Annotated in this window: 12 protein-coding genes and 1 pseudogene; 8 read left to right on the top strand and 5 right to left on the bottom strand. The window is 58.6% G+C overall.

What is annotated here, in order from left to right; all coding sequences use genetic code 11:
• Positions 1 to 113: 113 nt before the first annotated feature.
• The gene (locus tag IB252_RS10205) at positions 114 to 725 is read left to right on the top strand and encodes an FMN-dependent NADH-azoreductase (RefSeq protein ID WP_192408398.1); all 612 of its coding nucleotides are present in this window, start codon (positions 114 to 116) and stop codon (positions 723 to 725) included.
• A 180-nt stretch (positions 726 to 905) separates the two neighbouring features.
• Positions 906 to 1,943 (top strand): alpha/beta hydrolase family protein, encoded by a 1,038-nt coding sequence (locus IB252_RS10210; RefSeq protein WP_192408399.1) that lies wholly within the window; start codon positions 906 to 908, stop codon positions 1,941 to 1,943.
• Positions 1,944 to 2,056: 113 nt separating this feature from the next.
• Here the strand turns inward: IB252_RS10210 and IB252_RS10215 are convergent, their stop codons facing one another.
• A complete protein-coding gene (locus IB252_RS10215) occupies positions 2,057 to 3,244 on the bottom strand; it encodes an MFS transporter (protein ID WP_192408400.1) in 1,188 nt (395 codons plus the stop codon).
• A gap of 260 nt (positions 3,245 to 3,504) precedes the next feature.
• On the bottom strand, positions 3,505 to 5,094 hold the full coding sequence (locus tag IB252_RS10220) for an ABC-F family ATPase (RefSeq protein WP_192408401.1): 1,590 nt from the start codon (positions 5,092 to 5,094) through the stop codon (positions 3,505 to 3,507).
• 496 nt (positions 5,095 to 5,590) lie between these two features.
• Between IB252_RS10220 and lpxO the strand changes: the two genes are divergently transcribed.
• Positions 5,591 to 6,490, top strand: a complete 900-nt coding sequence (gene lpxO / locus IB252_RS10225) for a lipid A hydroxylase LpxO (RefSeq protein ID WP_192408402.1) — start codon at positions 5,591 to 5,593, stop codon at positions 6,488 to 6,490.
• Positions 6,491 to 6,610: 120 nt separating this feature from the next.
• On the opposite strand, the gene IB252_RS10230 is transcribed toward lpxO, so the two are convergent.
• Positions 6,611 to 7,459, bottom strand: a complete 849-nt coding sequence (locus tag IB252_RS10230) for a Ku protein (protein ID WP_192408403.1) — start codon at positions 7,457 to 7,459, stop codon at positions 6,611 to 6,613.
• 203 nt (positions 7,460 to 7,662) lie between these two features.
• Between IB252_RS10230 and IB252_RS10235 the strand changes: the two genes are divergently transcribed.
• Both IB252_RS10235 and IB252_RS10240 read left to right on the top strand, forming a co-directional pair.
• Positions 7,663 to 8,019 (top strand): hypothetical protein, encoded by a 357-nt coding sequence (locus IB252_RS10235; RefSeq protein WP_192408404.1) that lies wholly within the window; start codon positions 7,663 to 7,665, stop codon positions 8,017 to 8,019.
• A 51-nt stretch (positions 8,020 to 8,070) separates the two neighbouring features.
• Positions 8,071 to 9,222 (top strand): PQQ-dependent sugar dehydrogenase, encoded by a 1,152-nt coding sequence (locus tag IB252_RS10240; RefSeq protein WP_192408405.1) that lies wholly within the window; start codon positions 8,071 to 8,073, stop codon positions 9,220 to 9,222.
• A 190-nt stretch (positions 9,223 to 9,412) separates the two neighbouring features.
• Here IB252_RS10240 and rimI read toward each other — a convergent pair whose 3' ends face one another.
• Entirely contained in the window at positions 9,413 to 10,510 is a 1,098-nt protein-coding gene (gene rimI / locus IB252_RS10245; RefSeq protein WP_192408406.1) for a ribosomal protein S18-alanine N-acetyltransferase, read from the bottom strand.
• Positions 10,511 to 10,602: 92 nt separating this feature from the next.
• On the opposite strand from rimI, the gene IB252_RS10250 reads away from it, so the two are divergent.
• Together IB252_RS10250 and IB252_RS10255 are read left to right on the top strand one after the other, a co-directional pair.
• Positions 10,603 to 12,177 (top strand): RimK family protein, encoded by a 1,575-nt coding sequence (locus IB252_RS10250; protein ID WP_225607358.1) that lies wholly within the window; start codon positions 10,603 to 10,605, stop codon positions 12,175 to 12,177.
• A gap of 7 nt (positions 12,178 to 12,184) precedes the next feature.
• Entirely contained in the window at positions 12,185 to 13,108 is a 924-nt protein-coding gene (locus IB252_RS10255) for a magnesium transporter CorA family protein (RefSeq protein WP_192408407.1), read from the top strand.
• A 145-nt stretch (positions 13,109 to 13,253) separates the two neighbouring features.
• Here IB252_RS10255 and IB252_RS10260 read toward each other — a convergent pair whose 3' ends face one another.
• Positions 13,254 to 13,589, bottom strand: a complete 336-nt coding sequence (locus tag IB252_RS10260; RefSeq protein ID WP_192408408.1) for a DUF2834 domain-containing protein — start codon at positions 13,587 to 13,589, stop codon at positions 13,254 to 13,256.
• A gap of 248 nt (positions 13,590 to 13,837) precedes the next feature.
• Between IB252_RS10260 and ilvA the strand changes: the two are divergent.
• A pseudogene (ilvA, locus tag IB252_RS10265) lies at positions 13,838 to 14,833 on the top strand (threonine ammonia-lyase, biosynthetic); the annotation flags it as partial.
• Positions 14,834 to 14,842 lie beyond the last annotated feature (9 nt).

Genomic DNA, 14,842 nt, shown 5'->3' on the forward strand with positions numbered 1-14,842 from the left:
TTCTATCAGTGGGACGAACTATCGCATTGTTGCCGACTAATCAGCTATTAGTTTCGTCTGTAGGATTCTCCCCATCAGATCGCCTCGTGGCGATCCTCACCTGGAGATCCCACATGAAACTGCTGCATATCGATTCGAGCATTCTTGGTGACAACTCGGCTTCCCGTCAGCTGAGTAGCGAAGTCGTTAAAGCCTGGCAAACCGCCGAGCCGACTGCCGTGGTGACCTACCGCGACCTGGCCGCCGATGCCATCAGCCATTTCTCCGCCACGACCCTGGTTGCCGCCGGCACCGCCGCTGAACTGCGCAACGCCGCGCAGCAACACGAAGCCGAGCTGAGTGCCTCCACCCTGGCCGAATTCCTCGCCGCCGATGCCGTGGTGATTGCAGCTCCGATGTACAACTTCACCATCCCGACCCAACTCAAGGCCTGGATCGACCGCATCGCCGTTGCCGGTCAGACCTTCCGTTACACCGAAGCCGGTCCTGAAGGCCTGTGCGGTGGCAAGAAAGTCGTCATCGTTTCGACTTCCGGCGGTCTGCATGCGGGTCAGGCGACTGGCGTTGCTCACGAAGAGTACTTGAAGGTGCTGTTCGGCTTCATCGGTATCACCGACATCGAGTTCGTCCGCGCCCATGGCCTTGCCTATGGTGACGAAGTCCGCACCAAAGCCATGAGCGACGCTCACACGCAAATCAGCGAGCAGTTGTTCGCCGCCGCGTAAGGTGCGTGTAAAGAAAATCAAACAGCTCGGGCAATACCCAAAAAACTCTGTATTCTGATCACGCAAGTGTCAGAGACGGAGTTTTTTGTTTCTGGCTATTTCGGAATTTCATTAAATAGTGGCCCGAGTTATGCAGTCGAGGGTTACCGTCTCCGGTCCAGTAACAAGGTGGGGCATCCCATGGTGCGTCTTTGTGCAATTTTACTGATTTGCCTGCTCAGCAGCCTGAACTCAGTGCACGCCGCGCCTGCGCCGCATCCTCACTGGAGCGTCGGCTTCCATGAGATGAGTTTTCTTGACCCTCTGGACTTGCAGCCGATGCGCGCCATCGCCTTCTACCCCTCCAGCGAGAAGGAACACTCCAGCATCCTCGAGGGCTACACGGTCGAAGCGGGCGAAGACACCCGAGTTGCCATCGGTCGTTTCCCGATGCTGATGCTGTCCCACGGCAACATCGGAACGCCGCTGGCCTTGCATGACCTCGCCACGTCGCTGGCACGCAAAGGGTTTGTGGTGGTGGCGGTGATCCATCCCGGTGACAACTCCAAAGACCACAGCCGCCTCGGTACGTTGAGTAACCTTTACGGTCGGCCCATCCAGATTTCCGAAGCCATTACCGCGACGCTGGGCGACCGAATGCTCGCGCCCTTCGTCAATGCCGATCAGGTCGGTGTGATCGGTTATTCGGCGGGCGGGGAGACGGCGCTGATTCTGTCCGGCGCGACACCCGACCTGGACCGTCTGCGCCGCTATTGTCAGGAACGCCCGGATGACCGCGATGCCTGCAACACCCAAGGCGAATTGATTGCTGACCGTGATGACTTGCAGCCGGTGGCTGACCCGCGGGTTCGCGCCTTGCTGCTCATGGCGCCACTGAGCCTGAAGTTTGGCCGTCATACCCTGGCCGATGTGCATGTGCCGGTGCTGCTCTACAGCGGCGACGGCGACAAACTGGTAGCGTTCGACAAGAATGCCGCCGCCCTGGCACGCAAACTGCCGATCGCACCGGACTTCAAGTTGCTGGTCGGGGCAGGGCACTTTGTGTTCCTGGCGCCTTGCAACGAAGAGCAGATCATCGCCATGCCGGCGCTGTGTACCGATGCCGATGGCGTCGATCGCAAAGACATTCATCGCAACATGGTTTCCGAAGCCGGGCGTTTCTTCTCTCATGCGCTGGGCAAACCGACCCGGGCCGGAATGCAGACCGCCGATCAATAACAAATCTTTGTAGGAGCTGAGCTTGCTCGCGATGGCGGTCTGTCAGCCAACATCCATGTTGAATCTGACGCCGCCATCGCGAGCAAGCTCAGCTCCTACAAGGGGGGGCGGTGTCAGGCCATTGCGCGGCGTTTCAGTAACAAGGTCAGTCCGAGGCCAGTCACCGACAACAACGCCGCGCTGAAGAATATCCACGTGTACCCCAGGTTCAACGCCACGGCGCCCATCAACGGCCCGGCAATCGCCAAGGCCAGATCGAAAAACACTGCGTAAGCACTCAATCCCGCCCCGCGACTGGAATTGGGCACTTGCTTGATCGCTTCGACCCCCAACGCCGGATAGACCAGTGACAGACCGAATCCGGTCAGGCCTGCGCCAATCAGCGCATAACCGGTCGAAGGCGCGAGCCACAGCAACACCAGGCCCGCCGTCTCAATGCTCATACAGGCAATGGCCGAGGTGAACCCACCGAAACGGCTGATGCTGGAGATGAACAACAATCGCGCCAGGATGAAACACACGCCGAACACCGTCAGGCAGTAAGCCGCGCCGGCCCAGCCACGGCTGACGTAATACAGGGTAATAAAGGTGGTCAGCGTGCCGTAACCGATGGAGGCGAGGCTCAGGCTCGCGCCGAACGGCACAATGCGCCCGAACACCGCCCAGAACGGCAGGCGCTCGCCGCGAATCACCGGCACCGAGGGTTTGTTTCGGATCAGCAACAACGCCGCCAGCGCCAGCACCGACAGCGCGATCCCAAGACTGGCGAACCCCAGCTCGCCAACCATCACCACGCCCAGCGGTGCACCAATGGCGATGGCGCCGTAGGAGGCGATACCGTTCCAGGAGATCGATCGTGCGGTATGTTCCGCGCCCACCTGACCCATGCACCAACTGATGGTGCCGACCCCGATCAAGCCCTGGGCAATCCCCAGCAACAAGCGACCGGCAATCAGGATCAACAGGCTCAGCAACGGAAGACTTTGCAGCAGCGTTGAAATCAACGTCAGCACGCCGCTCAACACAATCCCCGATAACCCGTAAACAATCGCCCGCTTGGTGCCGATGCTGTCCGACAGGCGCCCGGCCATCGGGCGGCTGAGCAGGGTGGCCAGGTACTGCGAGCCGATGGTCAGCCCCGCGATGATCGCGCTGAAACCCAGCTGTTCATGGACATACCCCGGCAACACCGCAATCGGCAGGCCAATGCAGAGGAAGGCAATAAAGGTATAAAAGACGATGGAGACGATCTGCAGGGTGATCGCCATGGAGCTTTGTGGTGGCAGTTGCTGCACAGACATGAGGGCTCGTTCGCGGGCGGCGGTAGGAGAACTGCATCATGGCGCGAGCGCAAAATAAAAGAAAGCAGGCTAACTACTTTCTCCTGAACCGATCATTCCCACGCTCTGCGTGGGAATGCAGCCCGGGACGCTCCGCGTCCCTTCTGGAGCCGAACGCGGAGCGTCCGTTGAGGCATTCCCACGCAGAGCATGGGAACGATCGACTCTGAAATGCAAAAAGCCCCGTCACATGGACAGGGCTTTCCATTTTCAGCCGGTGCTTAGAACACAACGCCCTGGCTACGCAGGTAGTCGTCATAGGTGCCGCTGAAGTCGATCACGCCACTAGGGCTCAACTCGATAATGCGGGTGGCCAGAGACGATACGAACTCACGGTCGTGGCTGACGAAGATCAGCGTGCCCGGGTAGTTCTCCAGCGCCAGGTTCAGCGCCTCGATGGATTCCATGTCCAAGTGGTTGGTCGGTTCGTCCATGATCAGCACGTTCGGCTTTTGCAGGATCAGCTTGCCGAACAGCATGCGACCTTGCTCACCACCGGAGATGACCTTGACCGACTTGAGGATCTCGTCGTTGGAGAACAGCATGCGGCCGAGGGTACCGCGAACGATTTGCTCGCCGCCCTGAGTCCATTGGCCCATCCAGTCGAACAGGTTGCAGTCTTCTTCGAAGTCGTGAGCGTGGTCCTGGGCGTAGTAACCCAGTTCCGCGGCGTCGGTCCACTTCACAGTACCGGCATCCGGGGTCAGTTCGTTGACCAGGGTGCGCAGCAGGGTGGTTTTACCGATACCGTTCGGGCCGATGATCGCCACGCGTTCGCCGGCTTCAACCTGGAAGCTGAAGTCCTTGAACAGTGTCTTGCCGTCGAAGCCTTTGGCCATGCGCTCGACGATAACGGCCTGACGGTGCAGCTTCTTGGTTTGTTCGAAACGGATGAACGGGCTCACACGGCTCGAAGGCTTGACCTCGGCCAGCTGGATCTTGTCGATCGCCTTGGCGCGGGAGGTTGCTTGCTTGGCTTTCGAGGCGTTGGCCGAGAAGCGGCTGACAAACGATTGCAGTTCGGAGATCTGCGCTTTCTTCTTGGCGTTGTCCGACAGCAGTTGCTCGCGGGACTGGGTCGCCACGGTCATGTACTCGTCGTAGTTGCCCGGGAACAGGCGCAACTCGCCGTAATCCAGGTCAGCCATGTGGGTGCACACGCTGTTCAGGAAGTGACGGTCGTGAGAGATGATGATCATCAGGCTGGAGCGCTGGGTCAGGATGTTTTCCAGCCAGCGGATGGTGTTGATGTCCAGGTGGTTGGTCGGTTCGTCGAGCAACAACACTTCAGGATCGGAGAACAGCGCCTGGGCCAGCAATACGCGCAGTTTCCAGCCTGGGGACACTTCGCTCATCGGGCCGAAGTGCTGCTCGATGCCGATACCCAGGCCCAGCAACAGTTCGCCGGCACGGGATTCGGCGGTGTAGCCGTCCATTTCGGCGAATTCGGTTTCCAGTTCTGCAACGGCCATGCCGTCTTCTTCGGTCATTTCCGGCAGCGAGTAGATGCGGTCGCGCTCGGCCTTGACCTTCCACAGCTCTTCGTGACCCATGATCACGGTATCGATCACGGTGAATTCTTCGTAGGCGAACTGGTCCTGGCGCAATTTACCCAGACGCACGTTCGGCTCGAGCATGACCTGGCCGCCGGACGGCTCGAGGTCGTCGCCGAGGATTTTCATGAAAGTCGACTTGCCGCAACCGTTGGCGCCGATCAGGCCGTAGCGGTTGCCCGCGGCGAATTTGACCGAAACGTTTTCGAATAGCGGCTTGGCGCCGAACTGCATCGTGATGTTAGCTGTAGAGATCAAAGGTTTTTCCTGCGAAGCATTCAGAGTAGCTAGGGTTGCGGCAGTACCGATTCAGTACCCGTTTCCGTTATTCGAACCACAGGAAATGCATCCCGGTCAGAAGCGGAAGGTCCATCTGGCAATAAGTGGACAGCAGCATATGGAGCGCTTGGCCCGAGTCGAAGTGCGCTGAGACGGGGTTCATTCCCGTCGTCAACCAAGGGGGGCGCGTAATGTTTGGCGGCGATTGTACTGGTCTGGCTCTTTAAACGATAGGGCGTTAAGGCCGCACGGCCACTTTGGCAGCACCAGTGGACATATTTTCACCGTTGAAGGTTAACTATTGGTTACAAACTGTGGCTAAAATGCCATCTATCACCTGATGCCGACAGGCGGCATAGGCTCAAGAACGCGCCATTCGGGACCGCTGTTCTTAATTCAGACGCTGCACAAGACCCTTGGGCCGATTGGCCGGCAAGGGACGCAGCTTGTTCATTTCTGACGTGTGACGATTGTTGTGAAATTGATCATTGTTGCTGTTTACGTTGTCTCCATTGCATACGTCCACCTGCGCGGACGCGTGCGCCACAAAATGGGCCGTCAACTGAGCGACCACTCGACATTTCTGGCGCCGATCAACTGCTTCCTTTATCTGTTCTCGAAAATCCCCAACAAGCCTTACCTCAACCCGGCCGAGTTTCCTGATCTGAGTCCGTTGCAGGACCATTGGGAAGAAATTCGCGCCGAGGGCCAGAACCTGCTCAGGGCCGGGGAGATCAAGCGCTCGAATCAATACGACGACGTCGGCTTCAACTCGTTCTTCAAGACGGGCTGGAAGCGTTTCTACCTGAAGTGGTACGGCGACAGCCATCCTTCGGCCATGAAACTTTGTCCGCGCACAACGGAATTGGTGCAAAGCATCGGCTCGATCAAGGCGGCGATGTTCGCCGAGTTGCCACCGGGTTCGAAACTGGTCCGTCACCGCGATCCGTATGCCGGTTCCTACCGCTATCACCTGGGCCTGGAAACCCCGAACGATGCCGGTTGCTACATCAACGTCGATGGCGAGAACTACCACTGGCGCGACGGTGAAGCGGTCATGTTCGACGAGACCTTCATTCATTACGCTGAAAACACCACCGGGCAGAACCGCATCATTCTGTTCTGCGACGTTGAGCGGCCGATGAAGTATCGCTGGGCGGCGGCGTTCAACAGCTGGTTCAGCCGTCATGTGATGTCGGCGGCGGGCGCACCGAACGAAGCGGGTGACAAGATCGGCGGTATCAACCGCTTGTTCGCCAAAATCTACAAAATTCGCCTTCGCGGCAAAGCGCTGAAGAAGCGCAACCGCAAGCGTTACTACCTCGAAAAGTGGGCGATTTTTGGAGGGGTGGTGGCGATTTTTGTACTGATCTGAATGTTCTGTTGCGGCGTATAAAGCCATCGCGAGCAGGCTCGCTCCCACAGTTATTCGCGATCACCTGTGGGAGCGAGCCTGCTCGCGATGGGGCCATAACATTCACCGCACAACCTTCAATCAGCCACGAGAAGTCTTCGTGGCTTTTTTCTGCGCGGCCGGTTTCGTTTTACCCGTGTTCTTGCCTCCCAGGCTACGTTTAAGCAGCTCAGTCAGATCGATAACGTCTGCGGTTTTACGCTCCTCTTCGCCAGTCGCCGTTTCCACATCCTCGATCTTTCCTTCATTAGCCTTCTTCTCCACCAAGGCCATGATCTTGTCTTCAAAACTGTCGCGATAATCCTCGGGATTCCAGTCTGCGCTCATGTCCTGAACCAATCGTTTGGCCATATCGAGTTCACCTTTGGCCAGTTCGGGCTTGGTGACGTCACTGCCCAACTCAAGCGTATCCAGACTTCGTACTTCGGCGGGCCAGCGCAGCATCACCAATACCATCGCCGACTCCAGCGGCATCAGCGCGGCGAGGTGCTGACGCGTGTGCAGCACAACATGAGCCAGGGCGACTTTATTGGTTTTGCTTAACGTTTCGCGTAACAGCGCATAGACCTTGCCACCGCGTTTATCCGGCGCGAGGTAGTAGGGCGTATCAATGTTTTGCAGGGGGATCTGCTCGCTGTCGACAAAGGAAAAGATGTCGATGGTCTGAGTGGACAGCGGGTGTGCCGACTTGATTTCCTCTTCGCTGAGGACCACATACCGACCCTTTTCATACTGCACACCTTTAACGATGTGTTCCTTGGTCACTTCCTTGCCGGTGACCTTGTTGATGCGCTTGTAGCCCACCGGGTCCATGCTGCGGCTGTCGAGCCAGTCGAAATCCACCCCCTGCGAGGACGTCGCCGAGACCAGCGCCACAGGGATATGCACCAGACCGAAACTGATCGCGCCTTTCCAGATTGCCCGTGCCATGGTCGTCTTCTCGCGAGTGATGTTCAGGTGACCTGTGACGCTGCGCAAAAGTTTCAGCGGGCTGCGACCCTGTCCTGCGGGCGTATCGGTGGTCCGGTCAACTCGTGTTACATCTTGTGAAGGAGGTTTTAGTTAACAAATCCGAACCCCGGGCGTAGCGTGATAACGAAGTTTCTATCCACGCTGATGTCGAGAGGCTCCCCATGAACAGATTTGTGCTCGGCTGCACCGCGTTGGCGTTGAGTGGCATGCTGAGCAATCTGGCCCAGGCCGACACTGCGCCGTCTCCTTCTTCACTGCTGTTGGCCCAGAGCCCGGCAGGCAATGCCAGCAACCCTTACAACAGTCCGATTCGCCGGGCCAATCCCAACAGCATGCAAGGCACGCAACCCAGCGCGCCGGCCATCCGTGGGCCGAACACAGTGCCCGTGCCGCGCCCTCCGACGCTTGACAATGGTGGCGTCGGCAACCGCTATCCCCAGGATCGCTCGCCTCCCGCCACCCCACCCAAATTCATTCCCAACCCACCTCATCGAGACGCAGACACCAGCAACCGTTGAACGGCACGACAGCGTTCTTGCCAGCCATTCGAACGACAAAAGGAATCGTGCATGTTGCGTAAAACCCTTCTGGCCACACTGTGTGCCAGCGCACTGATCACCGTCACGGCGCCCGTTTTCGCTGCGCCAACCCAGAATTTCAAAAGCGAACAGGGCACCCTTGAGGTGACGACCATGACCAAGGGGCTCGAACATCCCTGGGCCCTGGCGTTTCTTCCCGATCACCAAGGGATGCTGGTGACCGAGCGGCCCGGCAACCTGCGGGTGGTCAGCGCCGACGGCAAACTGTCCGCTCCGCTCAGTGGCGTGCCAAAGGTTTGGGCCAAGGGGCAGGGCGGCTTGCTGGATGTAGCGTTGTCGCCCGACTTCAAGCAAGACCGCACGGTCTACTTGTCATATGCCGAAGGTGGCGGTGAGGGCGACAAGGCCGGGACGGCGGTTGGTCGCGGACGTCTGTCGGACGACCTGACGGCCATCAAGGATTTCAAAGTGATCTTCCGCCAGGAACCCAAGCTTTCGGTCGGCAACCACTTTGGTTCGAGGTTGGTGTTCGACCGTGACGGCTATCTGTTCATCACCCTGGGCGAGAACAACGACCGGCCGACCGCTCAAGACCTCGACAAGCTGCAAGGCAAGGTCGTGCGGATCTACCCGGACGGCCAGGTGCCGGATGACAACCCCTTTGTCGGCCAGGCCGGCGTACGCCCGGAAATCTGGTCCTACGGCCAGCGCAATCCGCAAGGCGCGGCGCTCAACCCTTGGACCGGCACCCTTTGGGAAAACGAACACGGTCCCCAGGGTGGCGACGAAATCAACATCATCGAGCGAGGCAAGAACTACGGCTGGCCGATAGCAACCCATGGCATCAACTATTCCGGCCAGCCGATCCCGGAAGCCAAAGGCAAGACCGCCGAAGGCACCGTCGCCCCGCACCATGTCTGGGAGAAGTCCCCCGGCGTCAGTGGCATGGCGTTCTACGACGCTGACCGCTTCAAGGCCTGGCAGCACAACGTGTTTATCGGCGCGCTGGTGAGCCAGGAGTTGATCCGCTTGCAGCTCGATGGCGACAAGGTCGTTCACGAAGAGCGATTGCTGGGCGAACTCAACAAGCGCATTCGCGATGTGCGGCAGGGGCCCGACGGGTACTTATATGTACTGACCGATGAGGACGACGGAGCCCTGTACAGGATTGGCCTGAAGTAACGCATCCCTTGTAGCAGCTGGCGAACTGTGGCGAGGGGATTTATCCCCGTTGGGCTGCGAAGCGGCCCCCGTTTTTCCAGCCACACCGCGTCCAATGATTTACGACGGCTTCGCCGCCGAACGGGGCGGTGCGACGTTTCGCTAAATCCCCTCGCCACAGGTTCGCCAGCTGTTACATGGGTTGTGAAGCTCATGATCGGGCGTACAGGACCACTGCCGCCCGCAACTTGCCTCGACCGAAGCTGCTCATCTTGTCGAACTCCCCATGGCTGACCGGCAAATGCTGGCAGTCCATGGGTTGGCGATGCTGGCTGTGATCGACATCCGGGTCATGCAGGTAGACGAACTCTTCATCGCAATCGGTGACGATCACCCAATGCGGCGATTTGGAGCGGGTCAGTCGATAGCTGCTGATGAGCACCAGCGGTTGTCCGCCACTGTCCAGTAACCGTGGAAGGTTCAGTGGTCCGCCGATCACTCGTTCCACATCAGTCTCTTGTAGCTGCGTGGTGAACTCCTCGTGTACTAACCGCATTACCTCTTTTTTATGCGCATCGCGTACGCCATCGAGAAACAGTGGCCCGGCCATGCTCAGTTGAAGACGCACTCCAAAACCCCGTCGCCATGCCGCCAGCGCCAGGCCTTGAGGGCTGCAGCCACCATGGCCCGAGGTCATGAACACGGTGGTCGCTTCGCGCCAGATCTGCAGTTCTTCGCGTCGCTCCAGCACGCGATCCGCTTGCAGCGCGCCCATGGCCATCAGCAGACAGGCCGGGCCGCAGGTGAAATCGGTGGTCTGCGAATACCAGGGCACCTTGATGTTGCGCGAGTCGCGGTGCTGGAGGATGCGCTTTTCCAGCCGCAGCGCGTCGGCATGGTCCTGGTAATAGTCGTGAATCAGGGCAAAGCGTCGGTAACCGTTGCTTTCGTACAGGGCAATCGCTGCCGGGTTGTCGATGCGTACTTCCAGCCGCAGGTAGGCGCAGTCGTGTTCAAGGGCGCAGGCCTCGATGCGTTGGAGCAATTGCTTGCCCAGTCCGCTGCCGCGAGCTTCGGTGGCGATCGCAATCGAGTAAAGGCGCGCCAGCGAAGTGCCCCGGTGGAACAGCACCACGGCGTAACCGACCAGGTGCTCGCCACGCTGGGCCACCAGCAATTGCCCATGGGCCCGGGTGATCATCCATTGAAAACTGCGACGGTTAAGCCGATCCGTGGTGAAACAGTGTTGTTCGAGTTCCAGCAGTGCCGGCAAATCTTCAACCACCGCCAAGCGAAAAACCAGATTCATATGACCACCGTAAAAGTTGCGTAACGAAACGGGACTTTCTAAAAAGTTCGTGCTTAATAGGAAAGGTCTTGTTCTCCAACGGATCAATCACTATGTCAGCGGTACAGGGTCATTGGCGCGAAGTATCCGAGCAAACTTTGCCGGCAGCAACTTATTTAAATGACGGTGCCAGAACTTCCAGCCAGTTGATTATCATCGTCGAACGCAAGGAAGACTGGGCCTCCTACTTCCCCAGTGAAGACATCGTGACGGCTCAGGAATACCTCGAACAAACCCGTGACGACGAGCGAGGCAAGCGGGTCCAGGTGATCAACCTGTGCCGCAGCTACAAGTACCTGGGCCACGGCTACTACTGCTCGCTGCTGGCCGAAGCCCGTGGGCACAAGGTGATTCCGTCGGTGCGGACCATCAGCGAACTGACTCGAAAATCCTTGTACGGCCTGGCCCTGGATGATCTGGATAAAACCCTGGAAAAAGCGCTCAGTCATCATCTTTACAGCGATACCGAAGGCTTTACCCTGACGCTGTATTTTGGCAAGACTCATATCGAGCCGTTACAGGAACTGGCGCGACAGTTGTTTGAAGTCTTTCCGTGCCCGATATTGTTAGTTGAGTTTCGTCGAACTAACGGCTGGCACATTGAAGGGATAAAGTCCGGTGCCTTACATAAGTTGCGCGAAGATCAGGAAGATCAGTTCGCCCACTCACTCGACAGTTTCAGTCGCAAGATATGGCGCGTGCCACGTTCCCGGCGTTTGGCCCGTTATGACCTGGCCATCCTGCACGATCCTCAGGAAGCGTTACCGCCGTCGAATGCCAAGGCGCTGGACAACTTCGTCAGGGTTGGCAAGACGTTGGGCATCGACGTCGAGCTGATCGAACGCAAGGACTACGCACGTATCGCCGAATACGACGGGCTGCTGATCCGCGAGACGACCAGCGTCGACAACCACACCTACCGGTTTGCCAAGAAAGCCGAGAGCGAAGGGCTGGTGGTGATGGACGACCCGGCGTCGATTCTGCGTTGCACCAACAAGGTCTATCTGACCGATCTGCTCAAGAGCCATCAACTGGGCATGCCCGCCACCGAGATTCTCTACAAAGAGCGACCGGAAGACTTTGAGCGGGTCGGCGAGCGTCTCGGTTTCCCGTTGGTATTGAAGATCCCCGACGGTTGTTTCTCTCGGGGCGTGATCAAGGTCGAAAGCCAGCAAGCCTTGCTCGACGCCACGGCCGAGCTGTTCGAGCATTCGGTGCTGTTGCTGGCTCAGGAATTCTTCTACACCGAATACGACTGGCGCATCGGTGTGCTCAACCGCAAACCCATCTTTGCCTGCCAGTACTTCATGTCCAAGGGCCATTGGCAGATCTACAACCACAAAGCCAAGGGTCAGGACATCAACGGCGAATGCCGTACCCTGGCGGTTCACGAAGCACCGCGGGCGGTGGTGGAACTGGCGGTGAAGACCGCGAACCTGATCGGCGATGGCCTCTACGGTGTCGACCTCAAGCAGTCCGGCGACAAAGTGGTGGTGATCGAGGTCAACGACAACCCGAACATGGACGCCGGCATCGAAGACGCTTACTTGCAGGACGATCTGTATTCACTGGTGCTGGAGGAGTTTGTCCGTCGCCTGGAACTCAAGCGCCGCGGCCAGGCCTGGTGAACGGCCGATGATCAAGAGCTTTCAACTGATCCACGGCGCCCTGCACAAAGTTGAACGGCTGGACGCCGAAGTGATGCTCTTCAGCAACCCCGACGCCGCCGAGCGGGACCTGCTGCACAGCCATTTCAAGCTCGATGAACACGCCCTGGCCTCGGCCCTGGACCCCGACGAGGTGTCGCGTATCGAGTTTCACCCCGACAACCTGTTCCTGATCTGGAAACGCCCGGAAAACTATTCTGGTGGCGGGAGCCTGGTCTTCGAGGTGTCGTCCTGCGGCTTGCTGTTCTCGCCGGGCCGTTTGCTGGTGATCGCCACCGACGACTCGCCGCTCCACGGGCTCGGCACTCGGCAGCGGCTGAACACGCCGCTGGATGTGTTGCTGGACTTGTTGTTCAACAACATCCATCACTACCTGGGCCACTTGAAGGTGATCAAACTGGTTGCCCGGGAGTTGCAGCAAAAATTCAATGCGTCGATGGAAAACCAGCACCTGATCCAGATGTTCAACCTCAGCGAGAGCCTGATCTATTACATAAATGCCATCCACAGCAACGGCGCGGTGCTGACCCGGCTGCGCAACCACGCGGAAAAGGAACACTTCAGCGCTGAAGCCATTGGCCTGATCGACGACCTGATCATCGAAAACAACCAGTGCTACAAACAGGCGGAAATCTACTCCACGGTGTTCTCCGGGCTGATCGACGCCCGGGGCAACCTGATGAACAACAGCATGAACAACCTGCTGCGCAAGCTGACGTTGATCAATGTGGTGTTTCTGCCGCTGAACCTGATTGCAAGTATCGGCGGCATGTCGGAGTTCAGCATGATGACGGCGGGCGTGCCCTGGTGGGTTTCGTATCCGCTGTTTCTGACCGCGATGGCGTTAGGTGCGGGGGGGATGGTGCTTGGGCTGAGGCGCTTGGCTAAGTAACTTCGGTGGCTGTGAGATTGCCATCGCGAGCAGGCTCGCTCCCACCTTTAATCTCCGGCAATCACAAATTATGTGTTCACAGAAGATCTAATGTGGGAGCGAGCCTGCTCGCGATGGCGATCTCAACGGCACAACAACTCCTGGATCAAACCTGTTGAGTCGCAGCATCAGATTTCCTGCGGCTTTGAAATCCCCGCGCGACCAAATACAACAACGGCCCGATGGATACAAAAATCGCGGTAATCAGCAGGTAAGGAATCACCGACAACCGAGACCGCCCGCGCTTGCGCGCATCCGTGTACATCCAGATGCCCGCAAGCGTCGCCAGCAGGTACAAATCAATCACCACCTGCGCCGTGTCGGGGCGCGACATCAGGCTGATGCCGAAGTCGATCAATGACTGTTCGGCCTGCAGCATCACCGAAACGGTGTAGCCGGCGAACGCAATCAGGGCAATGAGGGGCAGGGCGACAGACTTCATGGTTTCCTTCCTTGGGACAATAAGCAGAGTCGTCAGCCTACAGAGGCCGAGTAAAATTGGCCATTGACTTGCCATCAGCGCCCGGCTAATTTCCGGGCATGACTTCCACTGTATTGCGCTGCCAGCCAAGCATTATTACCGCCATTCCTTATTTGGCGGGCTAGCTCACGACTGCAGCACCCAACCCGCCCTAGAGGCGGGTTTTTACTTTCTGCCTCCTGGGTTCTGATCAACGTCAGGAGACGACCATGAGCAGCACCACCGCCCAGCAGACCTTGCTTGAGCATTACGTGAAAAAGATCCTCGCCGCGCCCGTGTATGAGCTCGCGGTGCGTACGCCGCTGCAACCGGCGCCAGCGTTGTCCGAGGCGCTCGGCAATCAGATCCTGCTCAAGCGCGAAGACCTGCAACCGACCTTTTCCTTCAAGATCCGCGGCGCCTACAACAAACTCGTGCAGTTGAGCGATGAGCAGAAGGCTCGTGGTGTGATCACCGCTTCGGCGGGCAATCATGCACAGGGCGTGGCGCTGGCGGCGCGTGAATTGGGGATCGCCGCGACCATTGTGATGCCGTGCACGACGCCGGAACTGAAGGTGCTCGGTGTACGCAGCCGGGGCGCCGACGCCGTGCTGCACGGTGAGAGTTTTCCGTTTGCCCTGGACTACGCGCTGAACCTGGCTCGGCAAACCGGTCGCACCTTTGTCTCGCCCTTCGACGACCCGGATGTGATCGCCGGGCAGGGTACCGTCGCCATGGAAATCCTGCGTCAGCATCAAGGTCCATTGGACGCGATCTTCGTCCCGGTGGGTGGTGGCGGCCTGATCGCCGGCATCGCGGCGTACGTCAAATACTTGCGACCTGAAGTCCGCATCATCGGCGTCGAGTCGGAGCATTCCGCGTGTTTGTTCGCGGCATTACAGGCCGGCGAGCGCGTTGTCCTGCCGAGCGTAGGCACTTTCGCCGACGGTGTGGCCGTCGCCCAGATCGGTGCTTATGGTTTCGAAGTTTGTCGGTTCTGTGTCGATGAGGTGTTGACGGTCAGCAACGACGAACTCTGCGCGGCCATCAAGAATATCTACGACGATACCCGCTCGATCACCGAACCTTCCGGTGCCTTGGCTGTGGCCGGAATCAAGAAGTACGTGGCGCAAACCGGTGCCCGTGGTCAGACCCTGGTTGCGATCGACTCAGGCGCCAATATCAATTTCGACAGTTTGCGCCATGTGGCCGAGCGCGCCGCAATGAGCTGCGCC

The sequence above is a fragment of the Pseudomonas sp. PDM10 genome (genome assembly GCF_014852295.1).
Classification (GTDB): domain Bacteria; phylum Pseudomonadota; class Gammaproteobacteria; order Pseudomonadales; family Pseudomonadaceae; genus Aquipseudomonas.

Excerpts from the sequence above, each read along its gene's own strand:
- IB252_RS10250 (WP_225607358.1), top strand. The coding sequence starts at position 10,603 with ATGTCAGCGGTACAGGGTCATTGGCGCGAAGTATCCGAGCAAACTTTG.
- IB252_RS10230 (WP_192408403.1), bottom strand. The coding sequence starts at position 7,459 with ATGGCACGGGCAATCTGGAAAGGCGCGATCAGTTTCGGTCTGGTGCAT.
- IB252_RS10260 (WP_192408408.1), bottom strand. The coding sequence starts at position 13,589 with ATGAAGTCTGTCGCCCTGCCCCTCATTGCCCTGATTGCGTTCGCCGGC.
- IB252_RS10215 (WP_192408400.1), bottom strand. The coding sequence starts at position 3,244 with ATGTCTGTGCAGCAACTGCCACCACAAAGCTCCATGGCGATCACCCTG.
- IB252_RS10240 (WP_192408405.1), top strand. The coding sequence starts at position 8,071 with ATGTTGCGTAAAACCCTTCTGGCCACACTGTGTGCCAGCGCACTGATC.
- rimI (WP_192408406.1), bottom strand. The coding sequence starts at position 10,510 with ATGAATCTGGTTTTTCGCTTGGCGGTGGTTGAAGATTTGCCGGCACTG.
- IB252_RS10255 (WP_192408407.1), top strand. The coding sequence starts at position 12,185 with ATGATCAAGAGCTTTCAACTGATCCACGGCGCCCTGCACAAAGTTGAA.
- IB252_RS10210 (WP_192408399.1), top strand. The coding sequence starts at position 906 with ATGGTGCGTCTTTGTGCAATTTTACTGATTTGCCTGCTCAGCAGCCTG.
- IB252_RS10205 (WP_192408398.1), top strand. The coding sequence starts at position 114 with ATGAAACTGCTGCATATCGATTCGAGCATTCTTGGTGACAACTCGGCT.
- IB252_RS10235 (WP_192408404.1), top strand. The coding sequence starts at position 7,663 with ATGAACAGATTTGTGCTCGGCTGCACCGCGTTGGCGTTGAGTGGCATG.